The 20,368-nt window shown below is 63.4% G+C and carries 16 protein-coding genes and 1 tRNA gene; 5 read left to right on the top strand and 12 right to left on the bottom strand.

Translation table 11 applies throughout. The annotated features are described in order from the left end of the window. Positions 1–17: 17 nt before the first annotated feature. The 3 genes from mmsB to chvE form a co-directional block, all read right to left on the bottom strand. The gene (gene mmsB / locus FJ949_RS14715) at positions 18–1,310 is read right to left on the bottom strand and encodes a multiple monosaccharide ABC transporter permease (protein ID WP_140496616.1); all 1,293 of its coding nucleotides are present in this window, start codon (positions 1,308–1,310) and stop codon (positions 18–20) included. Then, positions 1,307–2,839 (bottom strand): multiple monosaccharide ABC transporter ATP-binding protein, encoded by a 1,533-nt coding sequence (gene mmsA / locus FJ949_RS14710; protein WP_140496613.1) that lies wholly within the window; start codon positions 2,837–2,839, stop codon positions 1,307–1,309. Before mmsA ends, mmsB begins: the two co-directional genes overlap by 4 nt. 98 nt (positions 2,840–2,937) lie before the next feature. Beyond that, positions 2,938–4,008 carry a multiple monosaccharide ABC transporter substrate-binding protein gene (chvE, locus tag FJ949_RS14705; RefSeq protein ID WP_140496611.1) on the bottom strand — a complete coding sequence of 357 codons (1,071 nt, stop codon included), beginning with the start codon at positions 4,006–4,008 and terminating at the stop codon, positions 2,938–2,940. Positions 4,009–4,297: 289 nt separating this feature from the next. Between chvE and FJ949_RS14700 the strand changes: the two genes are divergently transcribed. Then, the gene (locus FJ949_RS14700; protein WP_140496609.1) at positions 4,298–5,287 is read left to right on the top strand and encodes a LysR family transcriptional regulator; all 990 of its coding nucleotides are present in this window, start codon (positions 4,298–4,300) and stop codon (positions 5,285–5,287) included. On the opposite strand, the gene FJ949_RS30345 is transcribed toward FJ949_RS14700, so the two are convergent. The 5 genes from FJ949_RS30345 to FJ949_RS14675 form a co-directional block, all read right to left on the bottom strand. Continuing rightward, positions 5,265–5,630, bottom strand: a complete 366-nt coding sequence (locus tag FJ949_RS30345; protein ID WP_181172112.1) for a hypothetical protein — start codon at positions 5,628–5,630, stop codon at positions 5,265–5,267. The genes FJ949_RS14700 and FJ949_RS30345 overlap by 23 nt on opposite strands. A gap of 206 nt (positions 5,631–5,836) precedes the next feature. Further along, positions 5,837–5,910: transfer RNA gene (locus FJ949_RS14690), tRNA-Gly, on the bottom strand. A gap of 107 nt (positions 5,911–6,017) precedes the next feature. Next, positions 6,018–7,910 carry an acyltransferase family protein gene (locus FJ949_RS14685; protein WP_140496605.1) on the bottom strand — a complete coding sequence of 631 codons (1,893 nt, stop codon included), beginning with the start codon at positions 7,908–7,910 and terminating at the stop codon, positions 6,018–6,020. A 201-nt stretch (positions 7,911–8,111) separates the two neighbouring features. Next, positions 8,112–9,602 (bottom strand): hypothetical protein, encoded by a 1,491-nt coding sequence (locus tag FJ949_RS14680; RefSeq protein WP_140496603.1) that lies wholly within the window; start codon positions 9,600–9,602, stop codon positions 8,112–8,114. A 69-nt stretch (positions 9,603–9,671) separates the two neighbouring features. Beyond that, positions 9,672–10,700, bottom strand: a complete 1,029-nt coding sequence (locus tag FJ949_RS14675; protein ID WP_140496601.1) for a glycosyltransferase family 2 protein — start codon at positions 10,698–10,700, stop codon at positions 9,672–9,674. Positions 10,701–11,141: 441 nt separating this feature from the next. On the opposite strand from FJ949_RS14675, the gene FJ949_RS14670 reads away from it, so the two are divergent. Next, positions 11,142–11,405 carry a DUF6460 domain-containing protein gene (locus FJ949_RS14670; RefSeq protein ID WP_140496599.1) on the top strand — a complete coding sequence of 88 codons (264 nt, stop codon included), beginning with the start codon at positions 11,142–11,144 and terminating at the stop codon, positions 11,403–11,405. Between the two features lie 3 nt (positions 11,406–11,408). On the opposite strand, the gene FJ949_RS14665 is transcribed toward FJ949_RS14670, so the two are convergent. Beyond that, positions 11,409–12,311 carry a histone deacetylase gene (locus tag FJ949_RS14665; protein WP_140496597.1) on the bottom strand — a complete coding sequence of 301 codons (903 nt, stop codon included), beginning with the start codon at positions 12,309–12,311 and terminating at the stop codon, positions 11,409–11,411. Between the two features lie 228 nt (positions 12,312–12,539). On the opposite strand from FJ949_RS14665, the gene FJ949_RS14660 reads away from it, so the two are divergent. After that, positions 12,540–13,802, top strand: coding sequence for an MATE family efflux transporter (locus FJ949_RS14660; protein ID WP_224518988.1), 1,263 nt, complete (start codon positions 12,540–12,542; stop codon positions 13,800–13,802). Here FJ949_RS14660 and FJ949_RS14655 read toward each other — a convergent pair. After that, positions 13,795–14,874: a quinone-dependent dihydroorotate dehydrogenase gene (locus FJ949_RS14655; protein WP_140496593.1), complete on the bottom strand. Its 1,080-nt coding sequence runs from the start codon at positions 14,872–14,874 to the stop codon at positions 13,795–13,797. The genes FJ949_RS14660 and FJ949_RS14655 overlap by 8 nt on opposite strands. After that, positions 14,871–15,221 carry a DUF952 domain-containing protein gene (locus FJ949_RS14650; RefSeq protein WP_140496591.1) on the bottom strand — a complete coding sequence of 117 codons (351 nt, stop codon included), beginning with the start codon at positions 15,219–15,221 and terminating at the stop codon, positions 14,871–14,873. The genes FJ949_RS14655 and FJ949_RS14650 overlap by 4 nt, the downstream gene beginning before the upstream one ends. A gap of 107 nt (positions 15,222–15,328) precedes the next feature. Here FJ949_RS14650 and FJ949_RS14645 point away from each other — a divergent pair, with 107 nt between their 5' ends. Further along, positions 15,329–15,763: a hypothetical protein gene (locus FJ949_RS14645; protein ID WP_140496589.1), complete on the top strand. Its 435-nt coding sequence runs from the start codon at positions 15,329–15,331 to the stop codon at positions 15,761–15,763. Between the two features lie 126 nt (positions 15,764–15,889). Next, positions 15,890–16,549, top strand: a complete 660-nt coding sequence (locus FJ949_RS14640) for a response regulator transcription factor (RefSeq protein WP_140496587.1) — start codon at positions 15,890–15,892, stop codon at positions 16,547–16,549. A gap of 173 nt (positions 16,550–16,722) precedes the next feature. On the opposite strand, the gene FJ949_RS14635 is transcribed toward FJ949_RS14640, so the two are convergent. Then, positions 16,723–20,229, bottom strand: coding sequence for a PAS domain-containing hybrid sensor histidine kinase/response regulator (locus FJ949_RS14635; RefSeq protein ID WP_140496585.1), 3,507 nt, complete (start codon positions 20,227–20,229; stop codon positions 16,723–16,725). Positions 20,230–20,368 lie beyond the last annotated feature (139 nt).

The following is a 20,368-nucleotide window of genomic DNA, read 5'->3' as shown; positions in this document are numbered from 1 at the left end:
CCTCGCCTGAAACCTGTTCAGGCCTTGTTCTTGTTGTAGACGTCGAAGATCACGGCGCCGAGCAGCACCAGGCCCTTGACCACTTGCTGCCAGTCGACATTGACGCCCATGATCGACATGCCGTTGTTCATCACGCCCATGATAAAGCCGCCGACCACCGCGCCGATGACCTGACCGACGCCGCCCATCGCCGAGGCGCCGCCGATGAACACCGCGGCGATGACGTCGAGCTCGCTGCCGAGGCCTGCCGCCGGCACGGCCTGGCCGAGACGCGCCGCGATGATCAGGCCGCCAAGCGCCGACAGCACGCCCATATTGACGAACACGTAAAGCGTCAGCCGCTCGGTCTTGATGCCCGACAGCTGCGCGGCCTTGGCATTGCCGCCCATCGCATAGATGCGGCGGCCGATCGTCATGCGCTTGGTGACGAAGACGAACAGTGAGATCAGCAAGCCCATGACGAGCAGCACCACCGGCAGGCCCCGATAGCTGGCGAACTGGTAGACCAGGAACAGCGCCAGCGCGCTGCCGACCAGCGTCTTGATGACGAACAGGGTAAACGGCTCGGCCTCATAGCCGTGGCGTTCGCGTTTGCGTCGCGTCCGCAGCCCGAAATAGGCATAGGCCAGCACGGCGATCAGGCCCAGCACGATCGTCGTCATGTGCAGCGTCAGGCCGCTGCCCATAATCGTCTTGCCGGCTGCATTCACCGTTGGCGGGATCAGCGTCAGCGGTCCGATGACATCTGGAATGAAGCCGGAGCTGAGTGCCTTGAACTCGGGCGGCAGCGGCCCGACCGAAGATCCGCCGCCGAGCAGCGCCTGGCAGATGCCGCGGAAGATCAGCATGCCGGCCAGCGTCACGATGAAGCTCGGTATTCGGTGATAGGCGATCCAGTAGCCTTGCGCCGCGCCGATGAGGCCGCCCACGATCAGGCAGACGATGGAGACCACCAGCGGGTTGCTGAATATGCCGAGAGGCCAGATCACCATCATCATCGCCGCCAGCGCGCCGATGAAGCCGGCCACGGACCCCACGCTGAGGTCGATATGACCCGATACGATGACCAGCAGCATGCCGAGCGCCATCACGATGATGAAGGAGTTCTGCTGCACCAGATTGCTCAGGTTCACCGGCTTGAACAGCGTTCCCGAGGTGGTGAACTGGAAGAACACCATGATGGCGATCAGCGCCAGGATCAGGCCGTATTCGCGCAGGTTCGTCGCCAGCGCCGATACGGCGATGCGTGGACGCTGCCCTACATCTTCGGCGACGTTGCTTTGCGGGGCGGGGGCGCTTTCCGTGCTCATGCTGCTTTTCCTTCTCCCCGAACGATGGCGCGCATTATTCTTTCTTGGCTTGCGTCCGCCGCGGGCATTTCGCCGACGATGCGGCCTTCGTTCATGACATAGATGCGGTCGGTGATGCCGAGCAGTTCTGGCATTTCCGACGAGATGACCACGATCGCCTTACCTTCGGCCGCAAGGCGCGCGATGATCGTATAGATTTCATATTTGGCGCCGACATCGATGCCGCGCGTCGGCTCGTCCAGGATCAGCACTTCCGGGTCGGCGAACAGCCATTTCGACAGCACCACCTTCTGCTGGTTACCGCCGGAAAGATTGCCGGTCATCTGATAGACGCTGGAGGCGCGGATGTTGGTCTGCTTGCGATAGTCGTTGGCGACGGCAAGCTCGCGCAAATCGTCGATCACGCTGTGGCGCGACACGCCGCCGAGATTGGCCAGCGTAATGTTGTGCTTGATATGGTCGATGAGATTGAGGCCGTAGGTCTTGCGATCCTCGGTCACATAGGCAATGCCGTGTTCGACCGCCCTGCTCACAGAGGAGACGTCGATCGGCTTGCCCTTGAGCAGCACCTCGCCGGTGATGCGGCGCCCATAGGAGCGGCCGAACAGGCTCATGGCGAATTCGGTTCGCCCGGCGCCCATCAGCCCGGCAATGCCGACCACCTCGCCCTTGCGCACATTGATGTCGATGCCCTTGATCACCTGCCGCTCGGCATGGAGCGGGTGATAGACCGACCAGTTCTTCACCTCGAACACGACCTCGCCGATATCGGGCTCGCGCGGCGGATAGCGGTCGTCGAGCGAACGGCCGACCATCGAGGTGATGATGCGGTCTTCCGAGATGTCCTTCCTGGACAGCGTCTCGATGGTTCGTCCGTCGCGGATGACGGTCACCTTGTCGGCGACCCGGTTCACCTCGTTGAGCTTGTGCGAGATCAGGATCGAGGTCATGCCTTGTCGCTTGAATTCGAGCAGAAGGTCGAGCAGCGCCTGGCTGTCCTTTTCGCTGAGCGACGCCGTCGGCTCGTCGAGGATCAGGAGCTTGACCTCCTTGCTCAGCGCCTTGGCGATTTCGACCAGCTGCTGCTTGCCGACACCGATATTGGTGATCAGCGTCTTGGGGTCCTCCTTGAGGCCCACCTTCTTCAGCAGGGCGCTGGTGCGCGCCTCGTTGGCATTCCAGTCGATGACGCCGTATCGGGCGTGTTCGTTGCCGAGGAAGATGTTTTCGGCGATCGACAGCATCGGCACCAGCGCAAGCTCCTGGTGGATGATGACGATGCCCTTGCGTTCGCTGTCATGAATGCCTTTGAACTGGCATTCCTGGCCCTGAAAGATGATCTGGCCGTCATAGGTGCCGGAGGGATAGACGCCCGACAGCACCTTCATGAGCGTCGATTTGCCGGCGCCGTTCTCGCCGACCACGGCGTGGATCTCGCCTTCCTCGACCCGAAGGTTGACGTTCGACAGCGCCTTGACGCCGGGAAACGTCTTGGTGATGTCCTGCATCTCCAAAATCGTCGAGGCCATGAGTAAAGTGCTCCTGCGAGACCCGCAACAATACCGGGGTCGCTGGTGAACGAAAAGGGGCCCTGCGTTGCGCAGGACCCCTGGCTATGCAACCGAATTTACTTCAGTTCGTCGGCCTTGATGTAGCCGGAGTCGACGACCAGGGCCTGGTAGTTCGACTTGTCGACCTCATGCGGCGTCAGCAGGATCGAGGGAACGACCTTGACGTCGTTGTTGTAGGTCTTGGTGTCGAGGCCTTCCGGCTTGCCGCCCGAGAGCACCTTGTCGACGAGCTCGACGGTGGCCTTGGCCAGTTCGCGGGTGTCCTTGAACACGGTCGAGTACTGCTCGCCCGAGATGATCAGCTTCACCGAGGCGGTCTCGGCGTCCTGGCCGGTCACGATCGGCCACGGCTGGGCCTCCGTGCCGTAACCGACAGCGCGCAGCGAGGCGGTGATGCCGCGCGACAGGCCATCATAGGGCGACAGAACGCCATCGACGCGGCTGCCGTCCGAATAGTTGGCCGACAGCAGATTGTCCATGCGCGCCTGGGCGGTGGCGGCGAGCCAGCGCAGCGTGCCGACCTTGTCCATGCCGGTCTGGCCGGACTTGATCTTGATCGAACCGTCGTCGATCAGCGGCTGCAGGACGGAAATCGCACCATTGTAGAAGAAGAAGGCGTTGTTGTCGTCGGGTGAGCCGCCGAACAATTCGACGTTCCACGGCTTGGTATTCGGGAAGCGCTCCTTGAGGCCTTTGACCAGCGAATTCGCCTGGATCACGCCGACGCCGAAATTGTCGAACGTGGTGTAGTAGTCGACATTGGGCGTCTTCTTGATCAGGCGGTCATAGGCGACGACGACGACGCCGGCATCAGCGGCCTTCTGCAGCGCATCCGACAGGGTGGTGCCGTCGATCGAGGCGATGATCAGCGCCTTCGGACCCTTGGTGATTTCGTTTTCCAGCTGGCTGAGCTGGTTGGGGATGTCGTCCTGCGCATATTGCAGGTCGACCGTATAGCCCAAAGCCTCGAGCTGGGACTTGACGGCATCGCCGTCGTTGATCCAGCGCTGCGAGGTCTTGGTGGGCATCAGCACGCCGACGAGACCCTTGTCGGCGGCGTGCGCCGAATAGGTCATGGCAGCGATGCCAAGGGCCGCGACGGCGGCCAGCGTCTTGATGATCTTCACAATTACTCTCCCTGGTTGATGGACGCGACACCTCGGGGCTTCGCGGGCCGCGCAGGCGAGCAGGAGCGCAAGCGCCGCTGTCGTCTATCGATCTCCGGTATCCTCCCAATCGGCCCTGGGACTGATTTCAATCGACACGATTTTCCTCGTCATCGACTGGCACGCCCCAGGACGCGCGAAGGGTGTGTCCCTTTGCCATAACTGTCAAATGCGATCTTTGATGATTGCTATACCGAAACTGGTATACGTTGACGCTAAACTCAAGGGCATTGGGAGCGAAGGGAAATCAATGGCAACGTTGCGCAATCCTGGCGGGATTTCAGAAGGTTACGAGGTGCTCCCCGGTGACGGCGAGACCCTGCTGCGCAGCGGCCTCAGCCTGCGCCATATGCGCATGATCGTTGCACTGGACGATCACGGCCGGGTCAGTTCCGCCGCCCAGGTCATGAATATCTCACAGCCGGCGGCCTCGCGCATGATCGCCGAGATGGAAGCCGTGCTGGACGTCACGCTCTGCGAAAGGCTGCCGCGCGGCGTCACCTTGACGCCCTATGGCAAGGCGCTCGCCAGGCGCGCGCGCTCCATCCTCTTGGAGATGCGCGAGGTCGATCGCGAGATCTCCGAACTCAAGGCGGGCAAGGGCGGCTCGGTGTTCCTTGGTGCGGTGACGGCGCCCGCGATCGAGCTCGCGGTGCCGGCGATCCGCGAAATCCGCCGCATCTACCCGCGCATCGAGATCACCATGCAGGTCGAGACCTCCAACGTGCTGGCGCGCGAGTTGATCGCGTCGCGCCATGACTTCATCATCGCGCGCATCCCCGACGATCTCAACCCGCGGCTGTTCGAGTCCCGTGTGATCGGCGTCGAGAAAGCCTGCCTGATCGTGCGCCGGGGCCATCCGCTGACCGAGGGCAAGGCGGTGCGGTTGGAGGAGACCGCGGCCTATGACTGGGTTTTCCAGTCCGGCGGCTCGCCGCTGCGCCAGGCCATGGAGAGCAATTTCCTGAACCGCAACATCGCGCTGCCGGACCGCATCCTCAACACCAGTTCGCTGCTCCTGACCCTGGTCATGGTCGCGCACTCCGACGCCATCGCGCCGGTCTCGATCCAGGTGGCGAAATTCATCCAGAATCCCGAAGGGCTGGCCGGCGCCATCGATGTCGTCCAGACCGAATTCGACATCGAGGTCCGGCCCTACAGCCTGATCACAGTGAAGAACCGCGCCCTGTCGCCGGCGGCAAAGATGCTGCATGACTTCATCCTGCGCGAAGTGGGATGACCGGAACAAAAACCAGGTAAGTGCGTTCAAAGGCCAATCGGCGTTCGCGCCGGAGCTCGTTTTGAGCCGGGGAACGATGCGCCGATGATAAACAACTCGGGAGATTTTGATGGAACGTCGGTTGTTTCTTACTGGAATGCTTGGCGTCGCGGGGGCCGTGGCTTTTGCAGGCCTGGCCAGGCCCGGCACAGCAGTTGCCGGGGTCCCGAACGGCAACGGAATCCTTGACGAGCTCGACAAGGACGACCTCGACAGGGCTGATGCGGCCGTCTTCGAAGGAGACGATCAAGCCGAGGTGGAGCAGATCTCGCATCGCCGGTGGCATCGCCGGCACCGTCGTCATGGGCGCCGCCGCGCCTGGCGCAGGGTCTGCCGCAGCTATTGGCGCCGCGGCCGCCGCCATGTCCGCTGCTGGCGCAGGCGCGTCTGGGTCAGTGTTTGGCTCTAAAACGATACCGGGAAAACGGCTGGAGCGGTTTTCCCGGAATTGCGCGAGAAACCGGTAGTTGGAGCGGCTTGGCAAGGGTGCAAGCCCCTTGCTGCGCAGACTGGAGCGGGTAGCGGGAATCGAACCCGCGCGTTCAGCTTGGGAAGCTGACAGGCTACCATTACATCATACCCGCGCAGCAGCCTCGTTACCATGAGGGCTGGCCATCGGGCAATCGCAAAGCGGCTCACTTTCCACACGGTACCGTCCCAGCGCCGGCGCGCCGCATGCCGGTCACGCCTGCTATTTCACTTTCGCGATCTCGGTGCCGGCTGCAAAGCTCGGCCAGTATCTCGAGATGGCGAGTGCTGCGCCCGCGGAAGAGAAGTGGCCGTAGTCGAAATAGAGAAATTGCTTGTTGCCGGCATCGGCATACGAGCAGCCTGCGGCGTCGCACAGATAGGTCAGCGGGTCTATGAAGTCAGCGCCTTTGACGAAGGGTAGAACCCGCTTGTTGATGTCCGGATCCATGGCCATCGGCCAGGACATGTTCGCGGTATCTCCTCGTCTTGCGAAGAAGGCGATTTTCTGGACGTCGGCGATGAATTCGGGAGACTGGCCGATGACGTAGACCTTGACGCCCATCTGGCGAAGCCGGTCGATCGTCTTCTGGAGACCGCCGAAGCCCCTGACCTCGTAGTCGGTCCATCGGCCACTCAGGATCACGGCCTGAATGTTGGCTTCGCGGATGATCGACATGGCCCGCTCGTTGAAGCTGGTACAGGCAGGTCGGGCATAGGAAAAATAGGTCAGGTCCGGGGGGCAGCCGGCATAGGTGTATTGGATGACGTTAGCCTGGATTTTCTGGGCGTTGGCTTCAAGTCCCGAGACATAGTGGGCGGCGAAGGAATCGCCCCACAACAGCACATTGGTGGCAAAGCCGCTCGTTCGGGTGCAGGCGGCAAGGTTCCAGTCCTCGATCCGGTTCGAGCCTTCGTTGAAGCAGATGCCGTTGCGCCAATCGCCAACCTGGATCCGTTCCGTTGAAAAGTCCGGGAAGCGTTGCGGAAAACCGTTGCCGAGCGCCCCGGCCACGCCGCCGACGCAGAGCAGGACGATTGCCGTCGCGGAAAAGGCGAAGATAGGCAGCGGTGCGGTGTAGGCCCGTTTCCGCCGAAACGGCTGCTCGACATATCTCCACGAGAACGCCGCCAGGGCGAAGCTTGCCACGGTCATGGCGATGATCGTCGGCACGCCGATGGCTTTCAGCGAAACGTAATGGACGAAGGAATTGATCGGCCAATGAACGAGGTAGAGCGAATAGGAAATGAGGCCGATCCAGACCAGCGGCGGAAACTGCAACACCCGCGTGGCGATGGTTGCCGGCCCCTGTTCGCCCGCCCTTTCGTGGCCGGCATAGATGAGCAGGGCGGTGCCGATGCAGGGGAACAAGGCATTGTAGCCCGGAAAGGGGTCGCTCTCTGAAATCGTGACGAAGCCGAAGGCGACCATGGCAAAGCCGGCGAGGCCGATCAGTTCCATTGCCGGCCGGCTGGCAAGTGCCGGCGGCTTTCTCAGCATCAGCATGGCCCCTAGGGCCAGTTCCCAGATGCGCGTCGGCAACAGGTAGAAACCCGCCGTGGGCGCCATCGAGGTCGCCATGACCGCCAGGGCGAAACTGCCGATCGCGATCGGCAGCAATATCGTCAGCCAGCGTTTCGAGGCATAGCGATAGATCAGGTACACCAGTATGGGCGCGAAGATGTAATATTGCTCTTCGACCGAGAGCGACCATGTGTGCAGCAGCGGCCGCAGCTCGGCGTCGATCGAGAAATAGTTCGTCGTCTTCCAGAAATAGATGTTCGACCAGAAGGTCGAGGCCGCGATGACGCTGAGGCTGAATTCGTGCAGGTCCGACGGCAAAAGGATGAACCAGGCGGCAATGCCTGCGAGCACGATGACGAAGGTCAGCGCCGGCAGGATGCGCCGCGCGCGGCGCCAATAGAAGCGGCCGATCGAGAACTGGCCTCGTTCGAGATCGTCGAGCAGGCTGCCGCTGATCAGATAGCCCGATATGACGAAGAAGATGTCGACGCCGGTGAAGCCGCCTGGGATGGCGGACAAGCCGAAATGAAAGAGGACGACAGGCAGCACCGCTATGGCCCGCAAGCCGTCGATGTCGCGTCTGTAGTTCATGCGACCGGTTCGCGCGCCGTGGCCGGGGGCAGTCGTGGCGCACCCGGTTTACCGGCCCATGCGGCGGCATTGCCGCGATGCGAGAAAGCCTTGATTCTCGGTCCCACTTCTTCGTCCTCTCCGGTGCAATTTGCTGCACCGCAACATCGGTGTCAAGGCGAATGCTGGAGGGCCGAAGCCGGTTTGGGCTGGCGCCGCGGATCAGGCGCCGGGCAGGTAGATCACGGCGTATTCGTCCGCGTAGGCCCGCTTCCAGCCCAATTCCTCGAAGAAGGGAATGCGGGTGTCGCCGGCCGCCAGCAGCGCCCAGCCTATGGCGTATTTCTTCAGCCGGGCCTCGAGCAGTGGTTTGCCGTCACTGTGTCCGGTCGCGTCGTCGGCTTTCGTGAACCCGTCCAGGAACAGCTGGTCCGTCCTGCCGTCGATGTAGGTCTTGATCCCGTGGAAGATCAGCGTGCCGCCGAAATTGTAGGAATTCAGCACGTTGCCGGACAGGTGCTGATCCCTTGCGAAGGCGAGTGCTCCGATGGCGGACGTCTTCGGGCTCGGCGCGATCTGTTGGACGCTGCCGAGGACCGAGACCGCGCCGATCAGCAGGACGGCCACCGCGCCTGAGATGGCGTAGTAATGCCTGGCGAAGAAATTTTCCAATCCGTCGCGCTTTTGCGCCAGCCAGGTCGCGGCTGAAAGTGCGGGATATTGCTGTGCGACCTCAGCCATGATCACCAGCGGAACCAGCAGGAAGAACAGATACATGAACCGCTGGTGACTGAGATAGGCATGCAGGGTGAAGAGGATGAACAGTGCCTTGGCCCAGCCGATCCGCAGCCGTGACACCAACAGCCCGAAAAGCGCCAGCAGCATCACGGCTTCCTTGACGAGCTCTTCCTGGGCGTTGAAGGGCCGCCACTCCAGGATAAGCGGCACCGCTTCATTGCCATAGGCGACGGTAAGCGTCGCCAGGATGGCCTTGACGCCATAGGGATGGACCAGGCTGACCACTGGGCAGAGCAGGCCGAACGCGACCCATTTCGCCAGGAGAACCGGTTTCGACAGGCCTATGCGCGACAGGAGATACAGACCGGCAAAGCCGGCGATGACGAAGCTCAAGGTGAATGTGGCATGCAGGTTCGCCCACAACACGACGAGCGCGAGCAGCCACGGGGATGGCGCTCTTTCCTCCTGCGCCGCGCGAAACAGCATTGCCGTCCAAATGACGATGATCGGCAAAGTGAAGACGTGGGGGCGCGCCGTATAGATCGGGGCGACAAGGAAAGCCGCGACGAAAGCCAGCACCACCGCTAACACCGGCTTCAGCCATGCGCTGAGGAACCATCCCATCAGGAAGACTGTCAGGCCGATCGTGGCGATGATCAGCGTGACGACGCCATTCCAGCCACCGGCGCCATAGGCGAGCGCCAGAAGCACCTGCCCCAGCCATTCCTTGGCGATCCAGGGCTGGCCGGCGAAGGTATAGGAATAGGGGTCGACGGTCGGAAATGTCCGGTTCGCCAGGAAATCCAGCCCGACCTTCACCTGCCACCAGCTGTCAGGATCCAGAAGGAGGGAGTTGGCATGCCTCATCAGCACGTAGGCAACGGTGCAGGCGCAGAAAAGACAGAACAACAGCCTGCTGCGCTGTGCATCCTCGAGCGACGGCGTAGCCATCGCGATTGCCGTGGCTTGGTTCATGTCGCGGCTCCCGGCCATTTCGCGTTCGTTCCGGTCGAGAGGTCCCGTTGCGGCCGGTCGATCGTCGCCTTAGCCACGCGCGGCTCTCTTCACCATTTCCTGGAGGCGGTGGACAGGCAGGTCCTGGTTTTCGACGGCCACATCGCTTCGCGAAACGATCTCGTTGACGAAATAGAGCGGCCGCCGCTTCGTCTCCATGTACATCCGGCCGAGATATTCGCCGAATATGCCGAGCACCAGAAGCTGAACACTGCCCAGGATCAGCATGATCGCGGCAAGGCTGGTCCAACCCGGCAGCACGTTTCCCAGCGACCACTCGAGCAGCGTATAGCCGAGCACGACCATCCCCAGCACGCCGGAAAGCATTCCCAGAAGCGAGGCAAACCGCAACGGCGCGATGGAAAAGCTGGTCATCGCATCGACAGCCAGGAGGACCATCTTCTTGAGCGGATAGTGGGTGGCGCCGGCGAAACGCCGTTGCCGCTCATAGGAGAAGGCGGCCTGTCTCAGCCCAATCCAGCTCACCATGCCGCGAATGAACCTGTAGCGCTCCGGCATGGCGTTCAGATGGTCGAGGGCGCGGCGGCTCATCAGCCTGAAATCACCGGTGTCCGGCGCGATCTCGACGTCGACCATCCGGCGCAGCAGCCGGTAGAATATCGACGCGGAAGCCAGCTTGAACCAGCCTTCGCCATCACGCTTGGCCCTTTGACCGTAAACGACGTCGAAGCCTTCATCCATCTTCGCCATCATCGCGCCGAGCAGTTCAGGCGGATCCTGGAGATCGGCATCGAGAATGAGGATGCGCTGGCCCCGGCAGAACTCCAGCCCCGCGCTCAGCGCGATCTGGTGGCCATAGTTGCGGGCAAGGTCGATGGCGACGACATGGTCGTCCTTTTGCGCCAGTTCGAAAACGGCCTCGCGGGTGCCGTCGGTCGCCCCGTCGATGACGAGCACGATCTCGTAGGAAGGGTTTTGCGCCAGGCAAGCGGCGGTGACGCGTCGGTGAAGCTCAGCCACGCCGTCCCGCTCGTTATAGCACGGCACGACAACCGAAAGCATGACCGCGCGGCGCGCGCCGATTTTTTCCGCTTCCATCAAAGCCTGGCTCCCGCTCCAGGAATGGCAATAGCGGCAATTGGTTAGAAAACAGATAAGCCGGCCGCGATCAGCCGCCGCCGGCTGCTCGCCTGCCATGCGCCTATGGTCGCCGGCTTGGTACCAGGGCACGATCCGCGTTAACGAGTTCCTTCGGAGCCTTCGACGGTGCGCTGTTGACGGAGCCTTGAACGGATAAACCCGCCTGTGCGGCGGGTCCCTGGCGCAACTCAGCACCATAGCCAAATATCTACCATAGTTGCCTTCACCCCGTCAAGGAAAAAATTCCTATCATGAAAAGCCGGCGGAACCGCCGGACCGGCCGTCATAGGCTTTGTCAGCCAGGTTCAGAGCCTTGGCCCGCCCGGCTTGAAGCGGGGCGGCCAAGTGCGTATTTCTGATCCTGTCGCCGAATCGGGCGATCAGAGCCGGAGACAGGTCTTGTCCGCATTGACGCGCTTTCTCGGCGACACCCCGCTCAGGGTACTCCTGAAGTTGCTGGTGGTGTCGTTCCTCGTCGGCCTCGTCATGACCGCCTTCGGCTGGTCGCCGATGGACGTGCTCTATGGCATCCGCAAATTCTTCCTGGATCTCTGGAATCTGGGCTTCCATGCCATCGACCGCTTCCTGGGTTATATTCTGCTGGGTGCGGCGATCGTGGTTCCGGCGTTCATCCTGCTCAGAATCGCCAACTACAGGAAATAGCGGTCAGGCGTAGTCCGCCGCCGCCTCGAACAGAATGGCGTGGCGCGCCGCGAGCGCGGCTACGTCGGTAGAATAGCCGCCGCCGATGACGCCGCATAGCGCGATGCCGCGCGAGCGGAAGTGACCGATGACCATGGCGTCGCGGGCACGAAGCCCGTCGTTTGAAAGCGCCAGCCTGCCGAGCCGGTCCTCGACATGGACGTCGACGCCGGCATTGTAGAAAACGATGTCCCAGCGCGCATGGGCGGACAGCTCCGGCAAGATGGCGATCAGCCTTTCGAGATAGGCGGCATCGCCCGTGCCGTCGGGCAGTGCGACATCGAGGTCGGAGGCGATCTTGCGCGCGGGATAGTTGTGCTCGCCATGCATGGAGAAGGTGAACACGCGCGGATCGCCGGCCAGGATATCCGCCGTGCCGTCGCCCTGATGCACATCCAGATCGACCACGAGTATGTTCCGCGCCGCGCCTTCGGCGAGCAGCACCAGCGAAGCGACGGCGACGTCGTTGAAGGTGCAGAAGCCCGCGCCTTGCGCGCGCCGCGCATGATGGCTGCCGCCGGCGGTGTTGCAGGCGATGCCGTGGCGCAAGGCCAGCCGGGCCGCCAGTACGGTGCCGCCGGTGGCGAGTTGGGCGCGCAGCGAGACGCGTGGGCCGACCGGAAAGCCGATCTCGCGTTCGATCTTGTCCGGCACCGAACAGCTGATGACCTGGTCGACATAGTCGGCCGCATGGGCAAGCTTCAGCCATGGCGCCGGCGCCGCTTCCGGCATGCTGAGCGCCCCCTGCATGGCCAGTCCGCGTGCGCGCAAGGCTTCCATCAGCAGCGGATATTTGCTCATCGGAAAGCGATGGTTGACGGCGAAGCCGGCGTCGTAGTCGGGGTGATGGACGATCTGGAGGGACATGGACCGGATCCGGCGGCTCGCGCCAGACCGGAATTTCGGTTGGCCGCCATGGCAAGGATGGATTGCGCGGTGGCCGGAAAATGGGGCACACCGGCTGTTCGATCAAGCCGCAATCAGCAAGGCAGCAATTCTTTGGAGAAGGGTGCAATCCCAGCCGACGCCGGATCCCCAATCGTTCCCGGATCCTTTGTCGTCACCAACCGCACGGTGCTCGTCATCGCCGTGCCGATGACGCTCGCCTACCTGACGACGCCGCTGCTCGGCATGGTCGATACGGCTGTTGTCGGACAGCTCGGCGACGCCGCCTTGCTTGGCGGCCTGGCGGCAGGCGCACTGGTCTTCGACGTCGTCTTCACCACCTTCAATTTCCTGCGCTCCGGCACCACCGGTCTGGTCGCCCAGGCTTTCGGGCGCAACGACGCGCTGGAGGAACAGGCGGTGTTCTGGCGCGCGGTGCTGATCGCTGTTGTCGCCGGCATCGTGCTGGCGGCGCTTTCGCCGCTGATCGCGGCCGGCGGGCGGTGGTTCATGGATGCCGGGCCGCGCGTCAGCGAGGCGATGGGCGTCTATATCGGCATCAGATTGCTCGCGGCACCTTTCTCGCTTATCAACTACGCCATTCTCGGCTATGTCCTCGGCCGAGGCGAGGGCGGGCTCGGGTTGGTGCTGCAGCTGGTGCTGAACGGCATCAACATCGCGCTCTGCATCCTGCTTGGCCTGGAGCTTGGCTGGGGCGTCGCCGGCGTCGCATGGGCAACCGTCACCGGCGAATTCCTGGCCATGTTGCTTGGCCTCGCCATCGTCATCAGGCGGTTCAGGGCAAGCCCGCCCGTGCCACGCCAACGCCTGCTCGACATGAGCGCGTTCCTGCGCATGCTGTCGCTCAACCGCGATATCATGATCCGCTCGTTCTCGCTGCTTGCCGCCTTTGCGCTGTTCACCCGCCAGGGTGCGCAATTCGGCACGGTTACGCTGGCCGCCAACGCCGTGCTGATGAATTTTTTCCTCGTCGCAGGCTATTTCCTCGACGGTTTCGCCACCGCCGCGGAACAGCTCGCCGGCCGCGCCGTCGGTGCGCGGGCTGAGCACCCGTTCCGGCGCGCGGTGCGGTTGACCCTGTTCTGGGGTTTCGGATTGGCGGGCGCCGCAACCCTGGTGCTTCTGCTGGCCGGTGCCAATCTGGTTGCCGTCGTCACCACGTCGCAGGAAGTCCGCTCGGTGGCCGACACCTACCTGCCCTGGGCGGCCTTCACCGCACTAAGCGGCGTGCTGGCTTTCCAGATGGACGGCGTCTTCATCGGCGCGACCTGGTCGCGCGACATGCGCAACATGATGCTTTTGTCTTTCCTGGCCTTCGCGGCCGCGCTGATTACGCTGGCGCCTGCTTTCGGCAATCATGGCCTGTGGGCGGCATTGCATGTCTTCCTGCTGGTGCGTGGCCTCAGCCTGTTGGCCATCCTGCGGCTGCGGCTGCGGACGGCGTTCAGTTGAGCGGCCTTGAAGCCCATTGGTCGAGATGGCGGTCGCGCAAGTCGCTGATGGAGTTGAGCCGTTCCGTCTCGGCGAAACGCGCCATGCCGGCGACGATGCGCCCCGGCAACGCCGGCCCGGCATAGATCATGCCGGTGTAAAGCTGGACGAGATCGGCGCCTGCGCGGATCTTCTCCAGCGCAGTCTCGGCGGAGTTGACCCCACCCACGCCGATGATGGCCATGTCCGGCCCCAGCAGCCTGCGCATACGGGCCAGCACGATGGTCGAGCGCTCGAATAGCGGCCGGCCGGAAAGCCCGCCGGTCTCGCTTGCCGCGCCGCTGGAGCGTAGCGCCGGGCGAGAAATGGTGGTGTTGGAGACGATGATGCCGTCTATGGCGTTGTGGGTGACCTCGGCGGCGATGTCTTCCAGCTCGGCTTCGACCAGGTCCGGCGCAATCTTGAGAAACACCGGCGGCTGCCTTGCCGCCGCCGCGCGCGCGGCCATGACGCGCGACAGGAGCTCGCCAAGCTGTTCGCGCGCCTGCATGGTGCGCAGGCCGGGCGTATTGGGCGAGGAAATATTGACGGTGAGATAGCTGGCGTAAGGCGCGAAGCGGATGACACCGCGCTCATAGTCGTTGACGCGGTCGGCGCTGTCCTTGTTGGCGCCGATGTTGACGCCGACGATGCCGGAGCGCTCCTCGCGGCCGACCAGGCGTTTCTCGGCGGCCGCATGGCCTTCATTGTTGAAGCCGAGCCGGTTGATCACCGCTTCATCCGCCGGCAACCGGAAGATGCGCGGCTTCGGATTGCCAGGCTGCGGCAGCGGCGTCACCGTGCCGACCTCGGCAAAGCCGAAGCCGAGGCCGAGAAGCGCATCGGGCACCTCGGCATTCTTGTCATAACCGGCAGCCATGCCGAGCGGATTGGGAAAATCGAGGCCGCAGAGGCTGACCTTCAGCCGTGCGTCGCGCGCCGTCCGTGCGCCGACCGGCAGGCCGCAGCGCAGCGCCGCGATCGACAGGCCATGCGCGGTTTCCGGGTCGAACGTGAAGAGCAGCTTCTGGCCAATCCGGTCGAGCACGCTCATTCGGCCTCCAGCGCCGGGAACTGGTGGGTGCCGTCGGCGCCGAGCGGCAGCGGCCGAACCCACAGCACGGCTTTCAGGTCGAGCACGCCGTAGAGGTGCGGAAACAGCGCGCCGCCGCGGGAGGCCTCGTATTTTAGCGCATCGCCCAGGCTGGTCCCGTCGATGGCGACCAGCAGAAGCCCCGCCTGGCCGGCAAAATGTTTCGCCGCCGTCTCTTTGACCTGTGCCGCCGTGGAGAAATGGATGAAGCCGTCGGCGACATCGATCGGCGCTCCGGTGAAGCGGCCGTTCGCTTCGGCCTCGCGCCAAGGCCCTTCCGGGGTTATCTTGTAGATAATCTGAGACATGGTTGCGCTATAGTCCGAACCAGCCGTGCGGGGAAGGCCGTGCCAAGGATCTTCCCCATTTCCGGCGCAAACATGCGATATCTCAGGCTTTGGCCATGGAGGACAACATGCGTCTGCAGCACATCTTGATCCCCGCCGCGCTCGTTTCGCTGGTCGCGGCGTCCGCCTTTTCCGAGGAGACCGACCGCTATCGTCTGGAGAAATCCGCCAACGGCTATGTCCGCATGGACACGCAGACAGGCGCGATGTCGATCTGCGAGGAGCGCTCCGGCCAACTCGTCTGCAAGATGGCGGCCGATGAACGCGCTGCCTTCCAGGACGAGGTCGATCGCCTGCAAACTTCGATGAAAGCCATGGACGAGCGCGTCACCAGGCTCGAGAATTCGCTCTCGGCCCGCCTCGAATCGACATTGCCGAGCGAGGAGGATTTCAACAAGACGATGAGCTACATGGAGCGTTTCCTGAAGGGCTTCATGGGCATCGTCAAGGATATGGACAAGGACAGCGGCGACGGCGCCAAACCCAACTCGCAGAAGACCTGAAGACAGGCCGTCTGGGGAAATCCGGTGCGCCGGCTTTGCTGCTTGAAAACAGCGCGAAGCGCCTCATAATCGTTGCATCAGGTCCCGAGAAAACAGAAGACCATCAAGGGATCCGGGGAGGGATATTTGCCATCAGGCTATTCTTTCGTCATCGCCGACGATCACCCGCTGTTTCGCGGTGCGTTGCGCGAAGCGCTTGCCGGCATCGGCAATGTCACCGCTATTCACGAAGCCGGCGATTTCGAAAGCGCCAAGGCGCTGGTCGTGGCCAACGAGGAGGTCGATCTGGTGCTGCTCGACCTGTCGATGCCGGGCGCGAGCGGCCTTTCCGGCCTGATCTCGTTGCGCGGCATCCATCCGGCGGCGCCGCTGGTGGTGGTCTCCGCCCATGACGACCCGGCGACCATCCGGCGCGCGCTCGACCTCGGCGCGTCCGGTTTCATCTCCAAATCGGCCAGCATGGAGGAAATCCGCGACGCCGTGCGATCGGTCCTTGCGGGCGATATCGCGGCACCGGCCGGCATCGATCTCGGTGTCGAGCGCGATCCCGAAATATCGGACCTGATCAAGCGCTTGCAGGCGCTCACGCCGCAGCAAACCCGCGTGCTCGGCATGCTGGCGGAAGGCCTTCTCAACAAGCAGATCGCCTATGAGCTCGGCGTCTCAGAGGCGACGATCAAGGCGCATGTCTCGGCGATATTGCAGAAGCTCGGCGTCGACAGCCGCACCCAGGCGGTGATCCTGCTGTCCAAGATCGGCAGCGATCCGCTGCAGCCGGTGAACTGAGCGCCCGAACCTGGCGGATGGTTATGCGGATGTCGGCCCGGCGACCAGTTTTTCGGAAACGCCTCGCCCGTCGGCAGAGATAGAAGCCATGCCGAAGCGACGGCCGACATGTTTTGCGCCTATCTCGAAGCCTGGGCGCCGTCGGCGGGGCCGAAATGAAGCAGATCTGACAGTTACTCCGCCGCCGGCGCCAGCGGCCTGACCCTGGCCATCATCGAGCGCAGCACGGCCGGTTTGAGCGGCTTGTTGATCACCGGGACGTCGAGCCCGGCCGCCGCCGTGCGTACCTCGTTGGAACGGTCGGCGGTGACCAGCACGGCGGGCAGGTCGTCGCCGTGGATCGCTCGCAGCCCGACGATGGCGTCGAGGCCGGTTTCGCCATCGAGATGATAGTCGGCAAGGACAATGTCCGGGCGGCGGATCGCGATATCCCGGTTCGTTGTGCCGGACACGGTCTCGACGGCGCAGCCCCAGCCTTCGAGCAGCAGCCGCATGCCTTCCAGGATGCGGGCGTCGTTGTCGATACACAGCACGCTCAGTCCGGCCAGCGAAGCCGCCGCGCGGGCCGGCGCCCTGGTTTCGACCTCGCGTTTCGGTTCCTGCACGGCCGCCACCGGCAGGATGACGGAAAAGCGCGTGCCCTTGCCCGGATTGGAGAAAATATGGATTTCAAGCCTCAGCACCCGCGCGATGCGATCGACGATCGAAAGGCCGAGGCCGAGGCCTTCGGCCTCGCGCGCGCCTTCGTCCAGCCGGGTGAATTCGCGAAACACCGTGTTCAGCTTGTCGCCGGCAATGCCGATGCCAGTGTCGATCACCTGGATTTCCGCCAGTTCGCCGCGCCGCCGCACGCCAACCAGGATGCGGCCGTGACGTGTGTATTTGATGGCGTTGGAAACGAGGTTCTGGATCAGGCGGCGCAACAGGTTGCGATCCGTCATCACTGTCAGCGACGAGGGCATGATCGTCAGCTTGAGTTGCTTTTCCGCGGCAAGCGGCCGGAAATCATTGCCGATCTGGCGCAGCAATGCGTCTAGGTTGAAGGCCGTGTCGTCCGGTTTCATGGCACCGGCATCGAGGCGGGAAATGTCGAGCACGGCGCCCAGAATGGTCTCGACCGATTCCAGCGAGGAGTCGATGTTGACCGCGGCCTTGCCGGCCGGGCCCTTGCCGGCCTTTTCGATCAACGACGAGCAGTAGAGCCTGGCGGCGTTGAGCGGTTGCAGGATGTCGTGGCCGGCCGCGGCGAGGAAGCGCGTCTTGCCCAGATTGGCCTCCTCGGCAAGCATCTGCGCCTGCGCCAGTTCCTCGTTGACCCGGGTCAACTCCTCGTTGACCCTGGTCAGTTCGATGGTGCGGGTCTTCACCCGCTGTTCCAGCGACTCGTTCGCCCGCTTCAGCGCCAGGTCCTGCTCGACGCGGCCGGAAATGTCGGCATAGGTGGCGACGATGCCGCCGTCCGGCATCGGGTTGGAGCGCAGCTCCAGGATCCGGCCGCTGGTCTTCAGTTCCATCTGCCAGGGGCTGACGAAGCTGGTCAGCCGGTTGAGCATCGTCACCCGCTGGTCGGTCGGGATATCGCCGCGCTCCGCCAGATGGCGCAGGATCTGGTCGAGCGAGACGCCGACCTGGCCCATGTCGTCGGGCAGGTCGAACAGCTCGCGGTACTGGCGGTTCCAGCAGATCAGCCGGAAATCCCGGTCGAAGACGGTGATGCCCTGTTCCATCTGGTCGAGCGCGATCTGCAACAGGTCGCGATTGTGTTGCAACGCTTCCGTGGCGTCGTCGAGCAGCCGGAAGGCATCCCTGGATTCGCGGTCGTGGCGGCGAAACAGCAGCGACAGGATCAGCCGCGCCGACGAAGAGCCGACGGCGCTGGCCAAAAGCTGCTCGGAAAAGCGGATGACGTCCATGCTGGCTTGCTCATTGCCATGCAGGATGACGTTGGTGGTCTTTTCGAAGGACTGGAACGACCGCTCGGTGCGCTGCACGCCGAGATAGCGCGCGATGGTGTCCTTCAGGTCGTTGACGGTGACGGCGGTGCGGAAACGGCGCAGGCTGGGCATCGGCCCGGCTTCGCGCGGCACGAAGATCGACGCCTGGATGCGCTCCAGCGGCACCGCGGCGCGCGACAGCGAGCCCAGCACGAAAAACAGTGCGTTGATCGACAGGCTCCACAGCACGCCGTGGTTCAACGGCTCCGCAACGGTGCCGAACAGCGCCTGCGGCCGCAGCGCTTCGAAGCCGAACAGGCCATGCACCAATATGCCGGTTTCGGGCGCGACGAGCGATGGCAACAGCAGCGTGTAGCCCCAGATCAGGATGCCGGCGACCATGCCGAGGGCCGCGCCCCTGCCATTGGCGCCGCGCCAGATCAGCCCGCCGATCAGCGCCGGCGCGAATTGCGCGATCGCCGCGAACGACATCAGGCCGATCGACGACAGCCGCGCGCTGTCGGTGCTCTCGCGGTAGTAGAGGAAGGCGATGAAAAGCATGATGAAGATCGATGCCCGCCGCACGTTGAGGATGAGCGTCGACCAGTCCTCGTTTTCGGAAGACGTCGTCCTCAGCAGCCGCCGCACGAACAGCGGGATGATGAGGTCGTTGGAGATCATGATCGACAGCGCCACGCTCTCGACGATGACCATGGCGGTGGCCGCCGACAGGCCGCCGATGAAGGCAGCCATGGCCAGGAAATCGTGACCGCTGAACAAGGGCAGCGACAGCACATATAGGTCGCTGCTCGTCTTCGTGCCGACCAGCGACAGTCCGGCGAAGGCGATCGGCAGCACGAACAGGTTGATCGCCACCAGATAGAGCGGAAACACCCATGTCGCGGTGCGCAGTTCCGCCTCGCTGCGGTTCTCGACGATGGTGACGTAGAATTGCCGGGGCAGAAGGATGATGGCGAAGCCACTCAGGCAGGTCAGCACCAGCCAGGTGGCGAGCGACGTCGAATAGCCCATCGCCTGCCGCACCTGGCCGTTTTCGGCCAGCTTGCCGAACATGTCGCCGGGCCCGCCGAAGATCAGGAAAGTGACCATCAGGCCGATCGCCAGGAAGGCGGCAAGCTTGACCACGGTTTCGACCGCCACCGCCAGCACCAGCCCGTCCTGGTGCTCGGTGGCGTCGGCGTGGCGCGTGCCGAACAGCACCGCGAACAGCGCCAGGAGCATGGCGACGACCAGCGAGATGTCGCTGACGAAAGGATCGAACGAGGGCGGCGAACCGGTGTAGTGCTCGACCATCAGGCTGACGGAACCGGAGATCGCCTTCAGCTGCAGCGCGATATAGGGCACCGCGCCGATGGTCGCGATCAGCGTGGCGATCGCGGCCACGGTGAAGCTCTTGCCATAGCGCGCGCCGAGGAAGTCGGCGATCGAGGTGATCTTCTCTGTCTTGGCCAGCCGCACGAGACGGTTGAGCAAGGGAAAGCCGAACACGAACACCAGCACCGGGCCGGTGTAGATGCCGAGGAACTCAAGGCCACGTTCGGAAGACAGGCCGACAGAACCGAAGAACGTCCAGGAGGTGCAATAGATGGCCAGGCTGAGCGCATAGATGAACGGGCGCGCCCGTCCAGGCCCGGAGCTGGCCGAGCGGCGGTCGCCAAGGCTGGCGATGGCGAACAGAAGCGTCACATAAGCGATCGCGATGACAACGATGAACAAGCCCTGCACGGCTCGCGCTTCCTCCCTGGCCGGCTCGACGCCCGCTCACCGCACGCAACCACAGCGTGGAAGCTGAGTCCATCGCGGCGTTCGGCGCATGGACGTCTGATGATGCGGGTAAAAACAAACCGGTGCCTTGGCCCTTTTT

This window comes from Mesorhizobium sp. B2-4-1, from assembly GCF_006442185.1.
In the GTDB taxonomy this organism is placed as follows: Bacteria; Pseudomonadota; Alphaproteobacteria; order Rhizobiales; family Rhizobiaceae; genus Mesorhizobium.
The sequence above is the reverse complement of the archived record's forward strand: the minus strand, read 5'-3'. Positions and strand labels throughout refer to the sequence as shown.